This window comes from Microcoleus sp. B3-D7 (assembly GCF_036705305.1).
Lineage (GTDB): Bacteria > Cyanobacteriota > Cyanobacteriia > Cyanobacteriales > Microcoleaceae > Microcoleus.
This window is the reverse complement of the sequence record NZ_JAUBUE010000001.1, coordinates 392,656-413,721: the sequence shown is the minus strand read 5'-3', so window position 1 is coordinate 413,721 and position 21,066 is coordinate 392,656. Positions and strand designations below refer to the sequence as shown.

The following is a 21,066-nucleotide window of genomic DNA, read 5'->3' as shown; positions in this document are numbered from 1 at the left end:
CGAGAGTTCAGCCTCGTGGCTGGAAACGTTATGTGTCGGGTTTTCACCGTGATTCACGCTTCAACGAATCGCACTCTCCCTGCCTTTACACTAAGCGAGCTAGTGATTAAGATTGACAAAAATACAAAAGGGGTGGCTATGTTCGATCGCGCTCAATGGTTTTTGGTCGGTATGTCGCTCGCGCTTTCGGTTCAGTTAAGCCAGCCAGTGGCAGCAGCCGTGCCCGTTGGTAAAGTCGTACAAACAGCACAAATTAATAGTAGCGAGGTGGCTGAAAAAGCTTTCAAAGAGGGACTGCAACTGTACCAGCAAGGAACGGCAGAATCTTTAAAAGGTGCGATCGTCAAATATCAAGAAGCATTAAAACTGTATCGGGCAGGAGGCAATCGCCGTAGGGAAGGTCTGACCCTTAACAATATCGGCAATATCTACTCAGTATTGGGAGAAAAACAGAAAGCGCTGGAGTATTACAGCCAGTCGCTTCCCTTATATCGGGCAGTAGGCAATCGTGGCGGGGAAGCTGTCACGCTCAACAACATAGGTCAAGTCTACTCAGATTTGGGAGAAAGACAGAAGGCGCTAGAGTATTACAGCCAGTCTCTTCCCCTGAGTCGGGCAGTAGGCAATCGCCGCGGGGAATCTGTCACGCTCAACAACATAGGTCAAGTCTACTCAAAATTGGGAGAAAAACAGAAAGCGTTAGAGTATTACAACCTGTCGCTTCCCCTGAGTCGGGCAGTAGGTGATCGCAGACAGGAAGCTACCACTCTTCACAACATTGGCAGTGCCTACTCAGAATTGGGAGAAAGACAGAAGGCGCTAGAGTATTTGGGCCAGTCGCTTCCTCTATTTCGGGCAGTAGGCGATCGCCGTGGGGAAGCTAGCACCCTCAACAACATCGGGGCTGTTTATTCAGTATTAGGAGAAAAACAGAAAGAGCTAGAGTATTACAGCCAGTCTCTTCTCCTAAGACGAGCAGTAGGCGATCGCCGTGGGGAAGCTACCACTCTCACCAACCTCGGGGCTGTTTATTCAGCATTAGGAGAACAGCAGAAGGCGCTAGAGTATTACAGCCAGTCGCTTCCCCTGACACGGGCAACCGGGGATCGCGATTGGGAAGCTACCACCCTCACCCACATCGGCAATGCCTATTCAGCATTGGGAGAAAAACAGAAAGCACTAGAGTATTACAGGCAGTCACTTCCTCTATTTCGGGCAGTGGGAAATCGTATGGGAGAAGCTGCCACCCTCAGCAGTATCGGTTTAGTCTACTCAGAATTGGGAGAAAAACAGAAAGCGTTAGAGTATTACGGCCAGTCGCTTCCCCTGAGTCGGGCAGTAGGTGATCGTGAACAGGAAGCTACCACCCTCACCAACATCGGCTTAGTCTACTCAGTATTGGGAGAAAAACAGAAAGCGTTAGAGTATTACAGCCAGTCCCTTTTCCTAATGCGGGCTGTGGGCGATCGCACTGGAGAAGCTGTTACCCTTTTCAGTATGGCTTATGCCAAACGCGACCAAAACAATCTTACCGAAGCCCTCAACGACATTGAATCGTCTCTCAAAATCATCGAAAACCTCCGCACCCTAATAGCCAGCCCAGAACTCCGCAGCTCATACTTTGCCACAGTACAAGACCACTACGAATTTTACATCAGTTTGTTAATGCAACTGCATAAAACTAATCCTAAATCCGGTTATGATACAAAAGCCTTAGAAGCTAGCGAACGTTCGAGAGCCCGCAGTCTCCTCGAACTCCTGTTTGAAAGTAACGCCAATATTCGCGAAGGTATTTCCCCCGACTTAGTTCAACAAGAAAAAAGCTTGCAACAGCAACTCGACGCCATTGAAAAGCGGCGCATCGAAGTAATCAGCAGCCCCAACCCCAGCCCTACTCAAGTCAATGAAATCGACAAACAGCGCATCGTACTTTTGCAACAATATCAGCAACTTCAAACTAATATTCGTACTGCCAGCCCCCGCTACGCCGCCCTCACCCAACCCCAACCTTTAACGCTGCCAGAAATTCAGAAACAGATTCTGGATGAAAACACGATTTTATTGCAGTATTCTCTGGGCAAAGACCGCAGTTATTTGTGGGTTGTGACATCAACCGGACTAACGAGCTATGAATTGCCAAAACGCGCAGATATTGAAACACCAGCTAAGAACTTCCTAGAAGCAATAACTAGCCCCGTCCAGAGAAATATTCCCCAACAAATTGCCCAAGCCAATGCAAATCTAGGTCAAGTAATTTTACAACCCGCAGCAGCTCAATTAGGCAATAAACGATTATTAATTGTTCCCGACGGTGTTCTGCATTATACCCCTTTTCCGGCTTTAACTCTTCCCAAAACCGCTGGAGAAAACACCAATGTTCTCTTAATTGCCGAACATGAAATTATCACCCTTCCTTCCGCCTCAACTCTCGCCATTCTCAGGCAAAATTATGGAGATAGAAAACAACCGAACCGAACTTTAGCAATTTTAGCAGACCCTGTTTTCAGCCCACAGGATGAAAGAATTAAAGGAAAAATCACCCAAGCAACAATAGAAAAATTAGAAGCAAACAACCTCGGCTTAAATCAATCACTTCGTGCTTCTAATCGGCAATGGCCACCCGAACGCCTCGCATTTACCCGCCAAGAAGCCCAAACAATATCCCGCTTATTTCCCTCAGCTTCTAGCAGTCAGAAGATTGATTTTGATGCCAATCGCACTAATGCTACCGACGGCAGTTTAGCTAATTATCAAATTGTTCATTTCGCCACCCACGGCATTGCCAACAGCAAAAATCCCGAACTGTCAGGAATTGTGATGTCTACGGTAGATGAAAAAGGCAATCTTGTGAATGGCTTCTTGCGCCTCACGGATATTTTTAACTTAAAACTGGCGGCAAATTTAGTGGTTTTAAGTGCTTGTCAGACCGGAAGGGGACAGAATGTTAAAGGCGAAGGAATGGTGGGGTTAACACGGGGTTTTATGTATGCGGGGGCGCAGCGGGTGGCGGTGAGCTTGTGGAATGTGGACGATGAGGGAACTTCTGTGTTAATGCAAAAGTTTTATCAAAAAATGGTGCAACAAAAGTTAGCGCCGGCGGCAGCGTTGAGGGCGGCACAGATGGAAATGATGCAGGAGGAAAAATGGAAATCTCCCTATTATTGGGCTGCTTTTACCTTGCAAGGGGAGTGGAAATGATATAGCGGGCATCATTGGCTATGGTGCAATTGTGGGAGCTGTGGCGACTGTGCAAGCGATCGCCCGCAGCAGAAAACGGGCAACCGCCGATCGCTCAAAACATCCCATCAAGCATCTCAGTAACGTCCTGCTGGTCGCGTCCTCGGTTGTCATCGTAAATCATTAGCGTGTCAAGCTTTTTATGGCGGCTTAATTTCTGTACCTTCCGCACGTTGTCGTCGGTAGCATCGAGGGCCGCCGTAATTGCGCTGTGGCGGATGCGGTGGGGCGACATTTGCTTTTTAACGCCAGCATTTTCGCTGTGACGCACAACAATCTTGCGGATACCATCACCAGTGAGCCTATGACCAAAGTGGGCAAAATCTAGGGAAGTAAATAAAGGGGCTTGTGGGGCGCTATTCCCACCGCGAGCATCAAGCCAGTCGGCGATCGCCCGCACAGTAGCAGGACCCAAATCTACAATCTCAGACTGAGTGCCGCGCCCTTTGCCCAAAATTCTTAGGGTAGCCACGCCCGGATCGAAATCACTCACATTAAGCTGACTAACCTCATTCCGCCGCAGGGCATTACCCCACAAGAGTCTCAGCAGGGCATAATCTCGCTTACCCGCCAATGTCGCCCGATCGCACTGACCCAAAATCCGCTCAAAGGCATGGGTCTCAATCCCAGCCGTATCGCGATATTTTTGGGCTTTCTCTCCCTTGATATCTTCCAAACTGAAACAGCAGGTACCCATTTTTCTGCCCATCTCGATCAGAGACTTGAGCGCTGCCAGTCGCCGGTTAACTGTGGCTTCTGTAAGTGGCGCTTTCCGCCCCTCACCGCTGATGAGCTTAGCTTTATATTTCAATACCACCGCCACAGCCTGCCGCTCTTCAAGGTGCAGGAATTCCAGCACACTGTCGCGACTGGGTGGCTTTCCCGTCATGGTCTGGAAAAAGTCGGTTACATCTTTTTCATAGGCCCGCTTGGTATTGAGCGAGTGCTTATCTGCCAGAAGTTGTTGGAGCACGTCGGGGTCGGAGTCAAGGAGGGGGGCAAAGCACCTCTCAATTTTGGCACTGAGAGAGGTTTCGAGGTGATGGGTAGAAAGTTCAGATTGATTCATCGTCACCGAATTGCTCTTGGGAAACCGAAATCGGTTGACCGGGTTCGTACCCACAACTTACTGCTAGCAGCACAGCCATTACTACGTACCTTTTCCAGTTCATTTGCCTTGCTTCCTAATTCCTCTTGCTTTTATTAAATCTGGCACCAATTAACAGAGGTGTTATTACTCAGCTTTTGCTCTATATAGTTCGGCTTTAGGCACCTAATCTGTAATACTCAAATGCTTGTTTCTTGATACAAATTATTGCTTGCACAATCTGTAACCTTCCATAATCAATATTCCGGTATCAACAACTTTATAGTATGAGTTTGGGGGGGCGGGTTTTAAAATCGAATAAATCTGGAGGTATCCTCCCGAGATTTCGGCGCCACCACTAAGAGCATATTTTTTATTATCAGGGGAAATAAAGATAACAGACGGAGCTTCAAAAGTCCGCTGTACACATAGCAGGGTGCCACGCGGTACAGTTAGTGGCCACTGCTGCCCAAATTCCTCCTGCGAAACGGGTCGCCCGTTCTTTTGCACGCAACCTGTCGCTAACAGTAACAAACCTATCGCCACATATCTTTTTAACTTCATGCGATTTGCTCCAATAGTTTTTGGAATACGAAAAATATAACTGCTGGCGACAGGGTAGGGACAGCCTACAAACCTGATAAGAAGGTTTGCAGGGTCTTTTCTACTCTGTCAAAACTCCCCAGTTTTGCAACTAACGGATTCAGCAGCCACCAACTTTGAGAACTGCGATTGCTCGTCTGTAGTCAGTTCCGCCCAAATTGCAATCCTGTCAGCATAGCCAGAATCGCAGACTTCCTTGATAATTGCGGCAAAATTTGTAAAGTTCGTATAAATCTGGACGATGCGGATAATATCCGTGATATGCAACGGCTAATTCCAACGCCCGATCGCCCCCAAAAAAAAGCCCCTGACGGAAATGTTAGAGGGCTTTTTTTACACGATGGGTAATTTGCAATTGGTAAGTGGCAATGAGTCTTTGCCCCAATTACAAACACTATAAACGGCTTCAGGAGTTTTGGCGATCGGTTGGGTTGGTGGGTAGCTCAATCCTTCCCATAGGGTTTTAGCTCCTTGTCTAGTTCGGCAGCATAGACAACGGCAAAAGTGAGCGACGGTAGATACAAGTGAAACTAAGCATGAGATGCTTTACACTATCGGCTTCATTAAAGTGTTAGCTTGCTGTCGTCTAAACGTTATTCAAGCCAGCGAAAAGCACGCCGTAACTCAGCAGTACCGTTATTATCATACCAACGACCGTGGGATAGGATAACTTTTTCAGGGTTCCACTGAAGTATTCGCTGTAAGCAGCTACGTGCCTGTTCCTTTCTCCCGAGAAATGTCATTCGCAAATCCAATGGCAGTTTTCCATCCGGATCAGCAACACCCCCTAATTTAAGTAGCCAATGCAACTGCTGACTCACTTTATTTAGTTCAAAGTTTTCGATGAGATCGGCAAGGATGAGAGTGGCGCTCTTGCGGTGGAAAAAGACGACTTCTTCCATAAATCGACCGCCACGAAAGATTAACTGGTCTAAGTCTGCTACCCACTCATGTGGTGGTTCATCTTCCAAGTCAGCATCAAAATCCACTGCAATTTTCTGCTGCGCGGCACGATCGCGAACACCTGGAGATGCCCATGCTATAGCTTCTGAATAAGCGCTAGTCCAAGCACCGATATGGGCGTAATGAATTTTGTTGGGCGAAATGAGGTGGCGCAGTGAACCGAGGGAGTCAATTTGAGCTTTCAGTTCTGGAGTCAATTCTGTTGGTGAATGGCACCATAGCTCACCAGTGCTCAGTCGCACAATCGTCATTCGGGTTGGGAAGGGAACCAAAGCTCCATACATTGCCATCTGCACGATGGAACCATCTACGATCCAAATATCTTCGTCAACCTGTTTCAGAAGGTTGATTGGTTCATAAAGTGCGATTGCGTCGTTGCTCATAGCTAGGAAAGGAAGGTAAAGGCTTACTGCTCTAGCGTGGCGTATAAAAGTAGGCTAGCAGTGCCCATCACCTGCCGCAAGTAACGTCTGCATCAAATCGATTATCTGTTGGTAGGCAGTGTGCCTGGGCGTTGTTAGCTTGTGTCTTCCTTGCTAAAGCACTCGCAATTTTATAATTGAAAGATGCAAAAGCTGATGATCGCCCGACCTGACGACTCGCCTCTGCATCTACTTTACTTGTGCTCTCGCTCTCGCTTTTGTACCCGAGCCACCCAGACATCAATCCGTGCTTTTGACGCAGCTATCGCCTAGGCGCGATCGGCAGCCTCCCCGACTACCCGGAAGTAATATTCGATCTTGGAGGCAACCGAGTCCGATCATTTGCCTGTAGGAGCAGAACTCATTTTATTGACAGCGACTAGATAGCGAGAATTAGTCCTGTATACTAGAAAAATTAGCGGGGATTTGGGGGTACGGCGTTGAGCTTGAGAGATTTAGCAATTCAAGATGAGTACCGGAGCGATCGCTGCGATCTAATTCAAGAATTTTACATTCCTTGTTTGGAAAAGGCTACAGTCTACAAGCGAGCCGTTGGTTTTTTCTCCAGCACTTCGATGGCAGCAGCCGCAAAAGGGCTGACAGCATTGATTCGAGTGGGCGGCAAGATGCAGCTCGTGGCTTCTCCACATTTGTCCCCAGAAGATGCGGAGGCGATCGTGCAAGGAATGCGACAAAAAGAAGAAGTTATTGTCAGTAATGTTCTGCGAGAATTAGATAAAGAATTTGAGGGAATTGTTCGAGATCGATGGGCTTGTTTGGCTTGGTTATTGAGTCAAAACATCCTCGAAATTAAACTAGCTGTTACTAAAGAGATTCGCCGCCAGGGAATTTATCACGAAAAATTAGGGATATTTGCCGATACCGAAAACAATATGGTTGCTTTCATGGGTTCTGCCAACGAAAGTTCAACTGCTTTAATTAACAATTTTGAATGTATTGATGTTTTTTGTTCTTGGCATCTGGGAGTGAGAGAACGGGCATTAAAAAAAGCAGAAAATTTTCAGAAGTTGTGGGAGAACGAGACGCCGAATGTGGAGGTAATGGAATTTCCCGAAGCGGCTAAAAAATCGCTCTTGCGACTGCGGCCCGATCGGTCTCCTGCGAGCGAACCCGGATTGCCATATAAACCGAAACCGCCTTATGCTTCAGAAAGTAAGGGAAGTTATAACGTGAACTACGCTGCCCAAAAACCACCTGAAACCCTCAAAATTCCTAGCGATATTATTTTACGGAAACACCAACGCCAAGCGATACAAGAATGGTTCGCGAATGCGGGACTGGGAATTTTGGAAATGGCAACCGGTAGCGGTAAAACGATTACTGCCTTAGCTACTGCTAGCTTGCTTTATGAATATATTGGTTCGCCCTTATTTATTGTCATTGTCTGTCCTTACCTTCACCTCGTTACTCAGTGGATAGCAGAAGCAGAACGTTTTGGACTCGACCCTTTACCCTGTGCATTCAGTTACACAAAATGGCAAGGAGAATTAGCAGTTAGACTCTATAATTTAACTGCGGGAACTCGACCACTAGCTAGCATTATTACTTCAAATGCTACCTTTGCTTCCGATTTATTTCAACATCAAATCGGCAAAGTTTCTCGTCGCTTTTTGTTAATTGTAGATGAAGTGCATAATTTGGGTTCTCAGCAGTTGCGGACTTGTTTGCCAGAAAATGCTACCTACAGACTGGGGCTTTCTGCTACACCACAACGCTCGTTTGATACTGTGGGCACTGAGGCAATAACTGATTATTTTGGATCGACTTTAGTTCATTATACCCTCCGCGATGCGCTTCAAGATAAGGTGCTTTGTCCTTATTGCTATTATCCGCAACTTATTGCACTAACTGATGATGAATTCGATCGCTATTATGAATTGACCATCAAGATTGCCCGTATATTGGGAAATAATGTTGATTTAGAAGCACCTGCAACGGGAATTGAGGCTTTATTAATTCAGCGATCGCGCCTGATTGCCACAGCCCAAGGAAAACTCGAAACGTTGCAGTCACTTTTAACTCCCCTGGCGGACACCACCCACAATTTAATCTACTGCGGTGACGGCACAGTAGAAACAGAATCAGAGCCATCTGTAGAACGTCAAATTTATGCAGTTACCCGGTTATTAGGTTGTGAACTAGGCATGAAAGTTGCTACATATACTGCAGAAACTCCTGTGAATCGCCGAGAGGAATTGCGGCATGAGTTCGCGCAAGGTGAGATTCAATGTCTTGTGGCTATTCGGTGTTTAGATGAAGGCGTTGACATTCCAGAAACGCGCCGCGCTTTTATTCTAGCTAGCAGTTCTAATCAACGTCAATTTATTCAGCGGCGGGGGCGTTTGTTGCGGACTTCACCGGGCAAGAATTTAGCAGAAATCTTTGATTTGGTCGTGGAACCGCCAGCAGGATTAACTAGCCGAGACTCTCCTTATTATAGCTTGACTCGCCGTTTATTTGGCAAAGAATTGAGGAGGGTGATAGAATTTGCCAGTCTCGCCGTTAATGGACCAGAGGCAATGGGTAAATTGCTAGATGTGCGCGATCGCTTAAACTTACTTGACATAACTGCGGAGGAATAAATGTCAGAAGCAGAAGAGAATATGAAAAAACAGGTAACACAGATTCTCAAAGGTTTAAGTGCAGATGAACAAGAGCTTTTGGCTAAGATAATTAAAGCCGAACGCGACAAGCTGCACATGAAAAATCCCAGAGGAATTAATGATGATATGAGAAAAGCAGTTATAGAGATAATTAAAAAACTACCAGACTGATAAATGACTCTAGCGGAGACTATTAAATGATTTTTAAGGAATTGAGCATCGCCAACTTTCGCCAGTTTCACGGCAAAAATACAGTTAAGTTTGCTACAGATAAAAACAGAAACGTTACAGTTATTCACGGTTTCAACGGTTCGGGAAAAACTACTTTTCTCAATATCTTTACCTGGTTATTTTACGGAGAATTTTCACAGGATTTTGAAAATCCCGAGTATTTAGAAACAGAAGCAGCTTTCGCCCAGCTTAAACCGGGCGAACAACTCGTTACCTCTGGCAAGTTGATATTTGATGATGAAGGCAGAAAATACACGGCAGAACGCAAGATTGTAATTGCCAAAGATCCAGCAGGAAAACGCTCGATTAAGACACCGGAAAAATTAACTTTGAATTACATCGATTGCGCGGGACAAGTTCGAGAACTCGGAAACCCTCAAGACTCTTTAGAGCAGTTATTGCCCAAACAATTATATCCTTTCTTTTTCTTCAACGGCGAACGCATTGAAAACTTAGCGCGACCGGAATCTAGCGAGCAGATAGAGTCAGGAGTTAAGGTACTTCTCGATATAGAAGTATTCGATCGCGCTATTACTCATCTTGACGGTCAAGTAACTAAGGATCTGCGTGAAGAAATTGCTAAAAATGCTGGCGATGAAGGTATGAAACTACGTCAAAATCGCCAAGAAATTGAAGATAACAAGAGCGATACCGCAGCTCGAATCGCTCAACATCGCCGCAATCTTGAAGCTTTAAAGAATGAGAAGGAAAGCATAGATGCAAAGCTTGGCGAAATGCCAGAGTTAGCACAATGGCAAGCCGAACGCAAGGCGAAGGAAAAAGAGCTGGAATCAACGAAACAACAACTCAAAAAAGAACTTAGTAACTTAGGTCGGGAACTATCGACACATGGATATTTAGTCCTTGTCCCGGATGTTTTAAACAAAGCAGAAAAAATATTAGAAGCAGCTCACAAAAAAGGGGAATTGCCAATACCGATGAAACGCCAGTTTGTGAGCGAACTTTTGGAAAAAGGCCAGTGTATATGCGGGCGTGAATTGATTTCTGGCGAGGATTTTTTCAAGTGTGTTAGTGAATGGCGTGATCGCGTTGGTTCGGAAGAGCTGGAAGGTGCTGTTGCCGTCACTAAATCCAAATTAGCATCCTTAGTTGAAAGACGCAAAAATGTTTTACAAGCAATTGCCAAAATTCAAGAAAAACGCGGCGAACTGCATCAGGAAATTCGCGGATTAGAAGAAGAACTTAGCGAACTTTCATCGAAAATAGGAAACCGCGAAGATGGAGAGGATCGGGCGAAACTTGAAGCGCGACGCCGGGAGATTGAAACCGATGTCATCAGCTTGACCGTTGAGATCGATCGAAAGACAAAAGAGAGTGATGATTTAGAGCAGAAACTTCGAGAAAAAGACCAGGAAATCAAAAAATTAGATAAAGTAGACGAGCGGGGAAAACTTGCCCAACACCGTCTGACAGCTATCTCAAATGTCAAATTAGCTCTCGAAAAAATCCGCAAGCTGCGCCACCAGCAACTCAGTCAAGATTTGTCGCAGCGATTGGGCGAGGTGTGGAGAGGCATCGCGATTAAAGACTATCAAGCTAAACTCGACGAGCAATATCACCTGCGTTTAACTAAGGATGTCGGCGGTAGAGAAGAACCTGTACGCGGTGCTTCAACAGGTGAAAAACAAGTTTTGAGTCTAGCTTTTATTGGCAGCTTGGTCGATAAAGCTCAAGCGATTTACTACGGAAAAGCAGACCAAAAGACAAAAATTCTTTTTAAAGGAGGACTCTACCCCCTAGTGATAGATTCAGCTTTCGGTCAACTGGAACCAGAGTATAAAAGAGATGTAGCCAAATGGGTTCCTACTCTCGCACCTCAAGTAATAGTTTTGGTTTCTGAATCTCAATGGAAAAAAGAAGTTGAGGAAGAGTTACAAGCCAAAATAGGCTATCAGTGGATACTCCAATGTTCCACTCCCAAAAACCGCGCTAAAAATATTACCTTGCGGGGACGCGAATATCCCTATGTAGTAGAGTCTGGCGATGGATTTGAAAAAACCAAAATTGTTGAGGTTGAATTGTGATGGCAGAAAAATTTATTACTAGACCTGCAAAGTTTGAAAAACTAATCGATATCTTAACAGAACAAGGCCCTTTTGAAACCAAGCAAGCAGCGATGACATTTGCAGCAGCAGTTGGCTGGCGCTTTGCCCGTAAAAGAGAACCACGAGGTAAGGGCGGTAACGAAATTCGCTGGAATGTTGTTGAAACTAGCAATGATGACGCATTTATCCACGCCTTAGCTTTAGCTGAATCAGATGCAATTGAGATATTGGGGCGCGATCGTGCTGAAAATGACGACAATCCGATTAGAGTGTTTGAGGAGTATGCAACGGCAGGACTTCAGTACGTCCAAGACAAATGTGTTGACGCCCCTGGTGATTTGCTTGACAATCTTTTGAAGCTAATCGCTGAGGTAAATACCAGTCCAGTCGCTCCCCCTCCAGGTTTAGAGGGACTCACGCCTGAAGCTCTGGACTTTTTAGCAGGATGAATAATTTATATCCCTCTTCTGTCACTCTAAGCAGAGTATAATAGCACAAAATCTCTCAAACCCGAGCTGAGTCTATGGTTAAGCCTTGCCAAACTGATTCAACCTTGAAATTGATTGATGAGTATTGTCGCTATTACAGAAATCTGTTTTCAGAAGTCTGAAGCTTTGAAGCTTTTACCACCTTCATGCGGGTATAATTTCTGACTCAAAGCCCAGTTTGTATCGGTTTACAAACACCGAGATCAACAAAGTCAAAGGCATAATTAGCAGCCAAATAACCCAGATTCTACACATCAATAAAAGCCGGATAAATTACTTAGACAAGTTCCAGCAAATGATTGACGAATATAATGCTGGTTCCCGCAATGTGGAGATATTTTTGCCGATTTGGTGGAATTTGCACAAGAACTCCATCTTGAGGATTGACGTGCAATCTCCGAAAAATTGACCAAACCAGATATTACTTTAACCGAGAAAGAAAAGCTGGAAATCAAGTAAGTAGGAAAGGAACGTTGTTAAGCCTCAAGCAAGAAAAATTAGTGTTAGATTGGCGCAGGCGACAGCAAAGTAAGGCAGCAGTTAAAATGGCGATCGAGGAAGCTTTAGACCACTTGCCCGAAAGCTACTCAACCGAAACGTATCAGCGCAAATGTCAAGAGGCTTATCAGCACGTCTAGGAATCTTATTCTGAGGCTGGGCTCGGTATTGACACCACAGCATCTTGTTACAATCCTTAATTATGTGGAGCAGGTGCATCTACGAAAACCGGCTCAAAGGAGAATTGACAGGCGATGTGGCTAAAATTTGGTGTTGCTCCCGACGGTAACTTGGTGAGCATAGATGAAGTGGCGCGCGGAAAAACTCAGCTAACTTGTCTCTACTGCGGTGGCGGATTGACAGCGAAAAAGGGCTCGGTGAAAGAACATCACTTTGCTCACACCAGGGAAACTTGCAAGTTCGTCAGTCAGCGGATTAAAACCAAAGCTTTCCCCGCGCTGCCCCTCTACGATAATTTCACCATCCAGCTTAAGGGTGAGGAATTGGAACATTTGAAAGTGCTGTGGAAAGAGTACGGGGCCCAAAAGCGATCGATTCCCAAAGACTTGGTAAACTTTCGGTGGGAACTCAAAGGATTGCTAGAGTCGTCGGGCGATCGCTCTTATGAGTTTACCGACTTGGGTAAAATCCCGGTGGGTGCGCTTCCCCTGGCGTTGTTCAACCGAGTCCAGGAACCGCTGCTACTGTCAGAGTTAATGAAGTTAGAAGGCTCTGTAGAAATTGCCGAAGCTGCGGGGTTATCCTGCTTGGATGAACGGCGGGCTGATTTGCTGATTTATCGAGCACAGCTTCGTCGGATTTTGGTGAACTCGCTCTATTTCCTTGAGGTGAAAGCTGACGGGAACACGTTCTACAAAATTGGAATTACCACTCGATCGATCGAGGAACGCATCGCCGAAGTGCAGAGGGATGTGAGGGTGCATTACTCGGATGTGGTTGTCAATTTGCTGGGACTTTGGGAACACCGGGGGAATGTCGAGCTGTACTTCAAACACCGATATCAACCTTTTAACTACCGGATTGGGAAACTGACGGAGTATTTCGTGTTTCCAAACGTCAAGGCGGTGCTGAATGATTTGTACGGGATGAAACCCAAGCTTATGTCGGCTGCCCTCGTTGGATGCGATCTGCAACTGGGGTAGGAAGTGAAGAAGTGCGATCGCTACACTGGTTACATCCCGGTTCTAATTCGGAACTAATAAAGTCGCGAGCGTTTAGAGAATTGCTATTATTATGACCTGCGATGTGCAGGCTCTGGAAACTCAGCAGCCTTTGACTTCCCCATGAATCGCTCTCATATTGGCAATGCACAATCATCACTCCCTGCATGACGTGAGTGAGTTGTTAAGATGTGTAAAGTATCTTTGTTCTTAAGCCAAATTTAAATCGTTTGAATATGCTGACCGAAGCGCAAGTCTCAGTCAACCAGCCGAATGAACTTTTTGCCGGCGGCACTGACCCAACTCGATTTGACTGCAAGGAAGCCTGGTATCCTGTCCATTATGTTGAAGATTTAGACAAGACTAAGCCCAATAAATTTACCCTGCTAGGTCAAGACCTGGTGTTGTGGTGGGACACTCAAGCTAACTGCTGGCGAGCTTTTGAGGATCAATGTCCCCATCGGTTAGCGCCCCTCTCTGAAGGGAGAATTGCTGAAGACGGATTGCTGGAATGTCCCTATCACGGCTGGGCATTTCAAGGCGATGGCGCGTGTGAGCGTATCCCACAAGCAGGAGCTGGGACAACGCCACAACAATCAAAACGGGCTTGTGTTCAATCATTACCGACTGCGGTACGCCAAGGATTGCTGTTTGTTTATCCGGGTCAACCAGACCGGGCGCCAAAAGTGGCTGTCCCAATTATTGAACCGCTTGAGGAATCGCCCGAGGAATGGATTTGCCTCAACACATTTCGCGATCTGCCCTATGATGCGCTGACACTACTGGAAAATGTGTTGGATGCCAGTCATGTGCCATTTACACACCATGAATCCGTCGGCAACCGCGCAAATGCTGCCCCGGTTGAGTTAGAAGTGTGCTCATCAAACAAGCAAGGGTTCACCGGCTTGTGGGAAGAAGGCCCGCGCAAAGGCACGCTAGGACAGCAACATACTCGCTTTATTGCTCCTAATTTAATGTGGCATGACCTGACCTCAAAGCAGTTTGGCAGAACAATGACTGTTGTTTATGCCACGCCCATTCGTAAGGGTGAGTGTCGGGTGTTTGCTCGGTTTCCCTTCAAGTTTTCCTCGCCTCTTCCCGCCTTTTTTATCAAACTCACCCCGCGCTGGTATTCTCACATTGGGCAAAATAATATCTTAGAAGATGACCAAATCTTCTTGCATTACCAAGAGCGTTACTTAGAAGCCAAGGGGGGTAGTGAACGCTTTAGTAAGGCTTGTTATTTGCCTACTAAAGCAGATACGTTTGTCTCCCAATTACGTCAATGGGTGAATCAATTTGCTGCCGATCCTTTTCCTGGGGAATCACTGTCACCTCCCCTATCTACTGAAGTATTGCTAGACCGCTATCACTCGCATACAGTCAATTGTGGGAGTTGCCGGCGTGCGCTTGCCAACTTGAAACGAATTCGGTTGATTGTGACATTCTTGGGCATTATTTTATGGGCGGTTTTACCGTTAGCGAATCATGCTTCTGTGTTCCTAAATTTGCTACCGATTACTGCTGCATTGGCATGGTGGGGATTAGGTAACTTAGAGCGTCGGTTTTATGAAGGTCGTGCTGTCCCGCCTCGAAATGTACCCCAGAAGAAGTAAGTGTTAATTTTTTGTGGGGAGTTATGAAAATTTCACAAGCCAGTTTGATGCTCTTTAGGAGGTGACTGCTTCAAAACGCCCTCACGAACTTTTGCAATACCTCAAACATCTGAGGGGGTGACGCATCCCGGCTGTTCCCCCTATTTCTACTTACAATTCCCTAGAAATTGTTCCCTGCACCTACCGAATCCAAATTCCACAGAATCACTGTTTTATCAGCACTGGAAGAGGCGAGGGTTTTACCGTCAGGGCTGAAAGCTACGCTAGTTACAGCTTCCTGATGTCCTGTGAATGTTTTCACTAAGGTGCCATCGAGCTTCCATATTTTCACTTTGCTATGGACACCGCTGGAAGCAACCATCTGACCGTCGGGGCTAAATTTCACGTCCCCTGCCCCTGCACTGTGGTCGGAAATCGTGTTAATTAACGTACCATCTGCTGAATTCCAAAGTTTGACAGTCCCGTCATAACTTGCTGAGGCAATCGTCTTGCCGTCTGGACTAAAAGTTAAACCAGCGATCGCCATGCGATGTCCGCTCAATGTTGCTACCAAGCGACCATCTAGCGTCCAAAGTTGTGCGCTGTCGTCCGAATTTCCTGTAGTAACAATCTGTTTGCTGTCAGGACTGAATGCGATCTTAGAAACAACATTACCCCTTGTGAATGCAAACAACGTCTTGACCAAAATACCGTCAAGGCTCCAGAGCTTTAAGATGCCGCGATCTGCCACAGCAATCATCTGACCGTCGGGAGTGAAACTCATATCATCGACACTAAATGCTGAAGGATTTAGTGCTTTAAGTAAAGTCCCGTCGCGGCTCCAAAGTTTCAACTCGCGGCCACTAAGTGAAGCAATGATCTGACCGTCGGGGCTAAAAATAACGTTATGGATAATACCTTTGTGTCCTGTCAAGGTTTTGAGTAACCGACCATCAATACTCCACAGTTTCACTGTCTCATCAAAGCTACCTGAAGCAATAGTCTTTCCATCAGGACTGAAGCTTATGCGGAAAACCTTATCCGTATGACCTACTAGACGATGGCGAATGCTGTTGCTGGACTGTATAGGTTCAATGGTAGAATTTGCTTTAACTGAAACCACTGCCCCTAGAGAAACCGTAAGTAAAGCAGCAACCAGGATTTTCAACTGTTTTGGAATCATATTCAAGGCATCCCTGTTCAGCCATTTTAGAAAACTTTTGAATTTAAGCAATGTTTTTTGCGGGCGATTGCTTTGAGTTTGTATTTTCCATTGCGATGCCGCACAACTTATTAGAATAACAGTACAATTTTAAGGCCACCGCGACGGAATGGTGAGCCTAAATCTACTGCTTTTCGCGAACATCTTAGCCTTTTCTATGTTGAAGGAGCAAGGAAACTAATAGGAGCAGGAGCTGCTTGCGCGCCATGTGCGATCGCCGCCAATTCTAGTTTGAGACAAACCCAACCAAAACTCCAACACGCCCCACCATGCCCAAACTCCCCAAAGGCGATGGCTGTCTCCTCGCTCGGGGAGCAATCCCCACCTAGTCTGTACCATCCGAAGTCCTCCACTTTATCCCGAATTATCTAATGAATCAAAAAATCCCTGAAATATACGAGCAAATTGCCCAACTTATAGCTAGCTTGCCCAGCGATCACCTTCTACAGCAAGCTAAGACACCAGCTCAGATAGAGGAATGGCACAAAGCAAGACAAACCCAGATTCTTTTGGCTGAGTGCTGGAAATCTAAGTGGTTTGTTCAGGACTATTACCCGCTTGAGGAAGCTCTAAAACGGCAAGAGATTTCTCAACGAAAAGCTGAGTTAATGAACTGCTGCGTTAATGAGTACAAAGCTCGGTGGGAGCTTTGCAAAGTAGCCCAAAAATATGTCAAAAGACGCCACGCACTTCTCCAAATCTGGACGGGTTATGTGGAGCATTTTTCCAAGCGATTAGCCCATTTTTGGTACAAATTTTTTCACCAAGCTAGCCTGAGACAATATCCATTTCAATCAGCCTATGATTTATTTGCCGAGACTTTAAAAGAAGATGTGGATGGTTCTTTCTCTGTATGCTTGGAACCCTACTATGAGGTGCCGATGAAAAAGTGGAGGCAAGTGGGTAAGCAGTACACTCAACTTCTGCGGCAAGCCAAGTTGGATGGCACTTACCCACAACTTAAGAAGGCAGAGGAGCAGAGATTAAAAACAAACTTAGTTTGGCACAAAGTTGGTTTTTCTTGGATTGGGATGGTTCTGTGGACGTGCCAAATTGAGGCCAAAAATGACCCATTGCTCAGCAAGCAATTGGTTGCCTACAACAAATCGCTGTCGGAAGTAATGAGTTTAGGAATGTCAGCTAGCCGCAATTTGCACGGCTGGGCGTGGCACAATGGGGAATTGCTTTGCGCGGATAAGGCAGGCGGCGTTTACCGCAGAACTTAACAAAACTTCAAATCTGGATCGCATTGCCTCTGACGCTTGGACAGACCACCTATGCTGGATTGCAATAATTCAGAGAAAGGAGTCTTTTTCCTCATGTTCGACCCTCAGACCGCTATCGTTGTGTCAATTTTCCTTGGTGTTTTCATTGGTATAGCCAAGTTTCTGCGAGATCCAGCAATGCTTTTAGGGGGCTTGGCTGCTTCCGGTATCTATTACTTTCTGTTTCTGCATAACACCTTACTAGCCATTCTCAAGCTGATAGCGCGGGGCCGTTAGACAATGAAGGTGTCTTGGCTGTTTTGAATTACTGCTTGGGAAAATTTATTAGTTAGCTGTGGGTAACACTCCGCTTGTGGAGGCGTTAATGTGGGACTCCCACTCCCGCAGCTAGCTATATCAAAACTTTGTTTTTAAGAGTGGGATTATGCGATCGCACTCATACAGCGATGGCTATGGGGAAGCAGCTCACGCCCGCTCAGCACGTCCTTACCCTGCTACACATCACCCAGACCGGATTTCGGTACGGTTGGCAACACTGGCGAGCCTTCCTTCCACGATCGCGCCGTGCAGAGTTCGCTCGGCTGGCTCATCATGTCGTTGCTACAGCATTTTCGGTTTCTAGGAATAGCTTTGTACGGTTTTCTTCACTGCAAATTAATCTAATTGTTTGGGACTAATTCTGGGAAATACGACCAACAGGGTTGGGTTCTCCTGACTGTTCCTCCCAGTTATAAAGCGGCATCATAATAACTGTAAGCAACGAGCTTCAACCCAAACAAACTTATAAAGTCTTACCAATCTTTGAGGTGACACATTATGTTGATGCGCTATTGGCAACCATTCACAGAAATTGAAACCATCCGCGAGCAACTCGATAAAGTATTTGACCAACGGACAGCAACGAGAGATAACTCAGAAGCCGCTTGGATGCCCGCTCTAGAATTTGTTGATGCTGGGGACAACTTCGTATTAAAAGCGCAACTGCCTGGAATTAACCCCAAAGACATTGACGTTCAAGTCACCCGTCAAGCAATTTCTATTTCTGGTGAACGCCGCTACGAAAACACAGAAGAAAAATCTGGCTACGTCCGCTCTGAATTCCGCTACGGCAAATTCCACCGGGTGCTTCCCTTGCCCGCACACATTCAAAACGATTCTGTGCAAGCTGAATACAAAGATGGCATTCTAACGCTAACCCTGCCCAAAGTGACTGAAGCTCGCAATAAAGTCGTCAAGATTAATTTGGCCGAAATTGCTGGAGCTTCAACAAATCCCGCTTTGGAACAGGCTAACCAATAACGATCGGCTGTGCTTAATCGAGTGAGGCAAATTTCTCCAAATTGAGCCTGATTGGATTTACTTAACAACAACGGAACTGGAAAAGCTGATACCGGGAGTGACCATTGCTCTCGGTATTCTTTATTTGGCAAAGCCGAACGAAAAACCTACAGATATCGTGCATCGGCGCTGATTCCAGGTTCGCTGGAAAAAAGTCGAGCTAATCGCTCACTGAAAACGTGTTAATACTTTGTTGAAACGAGGGCAAGCGCTGTTCAAATTCCTCAGCACTGGTAGAGAATACAACAATCCAGATATTGCTCCCCTGCTTAATCGTGTACATTATCTGTTTGGCAGTTACACCCGAAATTGTGGCCTCTGTCACGATCTGACCTGCCTGATAGCGGTCAAGCGTCACCTGCTTCCGCTCCACTACGCGATATTCGCTGGGTAATTGTTTGGTAAGTACATCCAAGTATGTATCTGTTGTCACTGTAGCTCCAACTGGCTCAGCAGCAAGAGCGACATTACTCAGAACACCTGATTTACTAACCTTCGAGTCAAAAGCCCAGATGACGAATGCGGATGGATTCTGCTTGAGATACTGAGCTATCTGCTGATAGTAGGGCCCCAAAGATTCCAGCTTCTGAACCACCACGTCCAGATATTGGCTGAGATCTCCGCCGCTATAACTCTCCGGTAACTGCAATTGTGCACCGCGTCCCTCAAATTTTTTCCAACCAGGGATGGTGGTTTGTGTGGCGGCAAACGGACTTGATGTTTGTTGAGAGGTTTGTGGCTGCTTGCAGCCTATGACTAGGCTTGGTAGCAACAGACAGAGTACCAGCAAAAAGTTTTTCTTATTCATGGAATTAGGGTTTATACCCCAACTTGGTATCACTCATGATTGTACGTCTGAACGCAACTTGGTATGAGATTTGATATATTGTTGGTACTTCGGCGAATGTAACTTTAAGACTTCTCTTTGTAATTAATTTCATCTAAATAGCCAGCAGATTGATTTATCTTGTACTTGGACACAGGTCACGGCCAGTTGGCGGTTTATTGCGCGTTTGTAGCTCTCTTCTTCAGAAATCCGCTGTAAGGTGGTGGGATGGCGGAAATATACCACACCGCAGACACCATCTATGCTCATGCTATCCTCGGCACAAGGTCTTTCTCCGCGCCCTTGTAATCCCCACGTCATTTTTGTTTGCCCGCCATCTTCCCAGCGCAAAGTCCTTCCTCCGCCTCCAGCCCAAGAAACCGATTCATAGATGCAGGTTTGCTGAACTTCTACCTTGTCTCGGCGAAACAACCAACAGGAAACAGATGCTCCCTCAATTCCCCCTGCGCGTGCAGGTGTGACAACAATGCCCAGTGCTAGAATCGGTAGGAAAACCGACAATGTTTTCAAGTTTTTATCCACGGTTAACATATTCGGAAATAAGCCGAGTGTCAGGCTTGGCAATTTCTATTGTTACCATGACCAATCTATTACCAAACTTGTTGCCGATCGCCACCAATACGCCAATTGTTGGAGAAACCGAGCCAAACACCAACTCATGCCCCCAATCTCGAAGAGTGCGGTCGCTACACTTTATATGCACGTAACCCCAGCCCCCATTGCATCGGCAAACTAGCTAAGTATTTCGCGTTTCCTAATGTCAAGGTCGTGCTGCGGGGTTTATACGAGATGAAACCCAAAGTGCGGAGTGATGTTGAGGTGGATGTTCTCAGCTTGTGCTACTTCCCCGAAATCAAATAACCCGTCTTGTGCTGGGTAAGATTTGTTAGGCAACGTGATGCCATTTTCTTTCTTCGTGGATGCTGGCGCGTAATTGGCGAGGTTTGGGATGGATTTGTCAAGGTTGACGCTCGTTAATGACTTCAGTGGCGCAGGATTTCTAAGTTGTTGAAAAATTTTCCTACATTTCGTCCTTTGGTATCGGTGTAAGCGGCATCGAAAACGGATATTTTGAGTCCTTCTTCGGTGGCAATTGTGGCGACTATGAGTTGATGTCTCCTAATATTTGAGGTGTGAGAGTAGGAATTGTTGAAAAGGTATGGCGGGACTATCTAAGCGTTAACAGGTTGAAACTTGGTTAAGTGTTGACCGTTGGAAGTGTTTTTGAGGTGATTGAAATGAATCTAAAGGTTGATGCGATCGTTAGTCCGGTTTTGTTTAAAGAGGAAGATACCGGGCTGGTTGAGTTGGCGATCGCGCCGGAAGATGAGAATAAATACCCGTTCGTGCATCCCAGTAGCGATCCGGTGGACTAGATGGACAGACTGGGGAGAGCGATCGCACAATGGGAGAATGTAGATATGGATTTTGATGAGCG

20 protein-coding genes are annotated in these 21,066 nt (G+C 46.1%); 13 read left to right on the top strand and 7 right to left on the bottom strand.

The window, feature by feature from the left end; genetic code table 11:
- Window positions 1-138: 138 nt before the first annotated feature.
- Window positions 139-3,198, top strand: coding sequence for a CHAT domain-containing tetratricopeptide repeat protein (locus tag QUB25_RS01600; protein WP_333181807.1), 3,060 nt, complete (start codon window positions 139-141; stop codon window positions 3,196-3,198).
- Window positions 3,199-3,292: 94 nt separating this feature from the next.
- Here the strand turns inward: QUB25_RS01600 and QUB25_RS01595 are convergent, their stop codons facing one another.
- The 3 genes from QUB25_RS01595 to QUB25_RS01585 form a co-directional block, all read right to left on the bottom strand.
- Complete coding sequence (locus QUB25_RS01595; RefSeq protein ID WP_333181799.1) at window positions 3,293-4,306, bottom strand: tyrosine-type recombinase/integrase; 1,014 nt, start codon at window positions 4,304-4,306, stop codon at window positions 3,293-3,295.
- A gap of 243 nt (window positions 4,307-4,549) precedes the next feature.
- A complete protein-coding gene (locus QUB25_RS01590; protein WP_333181797.1) occupies window positions 4,550-4,888 on the bottom strand; it encodes a hypothetical protein in 339 nt (112 codons plus the stop codon).
- Between the two features lie 632 nt (window positions 4,889-5,520).
- Window positions 5,521-6,273, bottom strand: coding sequence for a DUF4336 domain-containing protein (locus QUB25_RS01585; protein ID WP_333181796.1), 753 nt, complete (start codon window positions 6,271-6,273; stop codon window positions 5,521-5,523).
- Between the two features lie 479 nt (window positions 6,274-6,752).
- Between QUB25_RS01585 and QUB25_RS01580 the strand changes: the two genes are divergently transcribed.
- The 7 genes from QUB25_RS01580 (at window position 6,753) to QUB25_RS01550 (ending at window position 15,016) form a co-directional block, all read left to right on the top strand.
- A complete protein-coding gene (locus QUB25_RS01580) occupies window positions 6,753-8,915 on the top strand; it encodes a DEAD/DEAH box helicase family protein (RefSeq protein WP_333181794.1) in 2,163 nt (720 codons plus the stop codon).
- On the top strand, window positions 8,916-9,107 hold the full coding sequence (locus tag QUB25_RS01575) for a hypothetical protein (protein WP_333181792.1): 192 nt from the start codon (window positions 8,916-8,918) through the stop codon (window positions 9,105-9,107).
- Window positions 9,108-9,133: 26 nt separating this feature from the next.
- Complete coding sequence (locus tag QUB25_RS01570; RefSeq protein WP_333181791.1) at window positions 9,134-11,212, top strand: AAA family ATPase; 2,079 nt, start codon at window positions 9,134-9,136, stop codon at window positions 11,210-11,212.
- A complete protein-coding gene (locus QUB25_RS01565; protein ID WP_333181789.1) occupies window positions 11,212-11,682 on the top strand; it encodes a DNA phosphorothioation-associated protein 4 in 471 nt (156 codons plus the stop codon). Before QUB25_RS01570 ends, QUB25_RS01565 begins: the two co-directional genes overlap by 1 nt.
- Before the next feature lie 512 nt (window positions 11,683-12,194).
- Window positions 12,195-12,359: a hypothetical protein gene (locus QUB25_RS01560; protein WP_333181787.1), complete on the top strand. Its 165-nt coding sequence runs from the start codon at window positions 12,195-12,197 to the stop codon at window positions 12,357-12,359.
- 114 nt (window positions 12,360-12,473) lie between these two features.
- The gene (locus QUB25_RS01555) at window positions 12,474-13,382 is read left to right on the top strand and encodes a GIY-YIG nuclease family protein (protein ID WP_333181785.1); all 909 of its coding nucleotides are present in this window, start codon (window positions 12,474-12,476) and stop codon (window positions 13,380-13,382) included.
- 254 nt (window positions 13,383-13,636) lie between these two features.
- A complete protein-coding gene (locus QUB25_RS01550; protein WP_333181783.1) occupies window positions 13,637-15,016 on the top strand; it encodes a Rieske 2Fe-2S domain-containing protein in 1,380 nt (459 codons plus the stop codon).
- 160 nt (window positions 15,017-15,176) lie between these two features.
- Here QUB25_RS01550 and QUB25_RS01545 read toward each other — a convergent pair whose 3' ends face one another.
- Window positions 15,177-16,178, bottom strand: a complete 1,002-nt coding sequence (locus tag QUB25_RS01545; RefSeq protein ID WP_333181781.1) for a WD40 repeat domain-containing protein — start codon at window positions 16,176-16,178, stop codon at window positions 15,177-15,179.
- 216 nt (window positions 16,179-16,394) lie between these two features.
- Window positions 16,395-16,556 carry a hypothetical protein gene (locus QUB25_RS01540; RefSeq protein ID WP_333181779.1) on the bottom strand — a complete coding sequence of 54 codons (162 nt, stop codon included), beginning with the start codon at window positions 16,554-16,556 and terminating at the stop codon, window positions 16,395-16,397.
- A gap of 32 nt (window positions 16,557-16,588) precedes the next feature.
- Between QUB25_RS01540 and QUB25_RS01535 the strand changes: the two genes are divergently transcribed.
- The 3 genes from QUB25_RS01535 (at window position 16,589) to QUB25_RS01525 (ending at window position 18,742) form a co-directional block, all read left to right on the top strand.
- Window positions 16,589-17,443 carry a hypothetical protein gene (locus tag QUB25_RS01535; protein WP_333181777.1) on the top strand — a complete coding sequence of 285 codons (855 nt, stop codon included), beginning with the start codon at window positions 16,589-16,591 and terminating at the stop codon, window positions 17,441-17,443.
- Between the two features lie 452 nt (window positions 17,444-17,895).
- Window positions 17,896-18,120, top strand: a complete 225-nt coding sequence (locus QUB25_RS01530) for a hypothetical protein (protein ID WP_333181775.1) — start codon at window positions 17,896-17,898, stop codon at window positions 18,118-18,120.
- 139 nt (window positions 18,121-18,259) lie between these two features.
- Window positions 18,260-18,742 (top strand): Hsp20/alpha crystallin family protein, encoded by a 483-nt coding sequence (locus tag QUB25_RS01525; protein WP_333181773.1) that lies wholly within the window; start codon window positions 18,260-18,262, stop codon window positions 18,740-18,742.
- A gap of 199 nt (window positions 18,743-18,941) precedes the next feature.
- Here the strand turns inward: QUB25_RS01525 and QUB25_RS01520 are convergent, their stop codons facing one another.
- Entirely contained in the window at window positions 18,942-19,589 is a 648-nt protein-coding gene (locus QUB25_RS01520) for a hypothetical protein (protein WP_333181772.1), read from the bottom strand.
- 129 nt (window positions 19,590-19,718) lie between these two features.
- A complete protein-coding gene (locus QUB25_RS01515; RefSeq protein ID WP_333181770.1) occupies window positions 19,719-20,150 on the bottom strand; it encodes a hypothetical protein in 432 nt (143 codons plus the stop codon).
- 105 nt (window positions 20,151-20,255) lie between these two features.
- On the opposite strand from QUB25_RS01515, the gene QUB25_RS01510 reads away from it, so the two are divergent.
- On the top strand, window positions 20,256-20,489 hold the full coding sequence (locus QUB25_RS01510) for a hypothetical protein (protein WP_333181769.1): 234 nt from the start codon (window positions 20,256-20,258) through the stop codon (window positions 20,487-20,489).
- 377 nt (window positions 20,490-20,866) lie between these two features.
- Window positions 20,867-21,004, top strand: coding sequence for a hypothetical protein (locus tag QUB25_RS01505; RefSeq protein WP_333181767.1), 138 nt, complete (start codon window positions 20,867-20,869; stop codon window positions 21,002-21,004).
- Window positions 21,005-21,066: the final 62 nt, after the last annotated feature.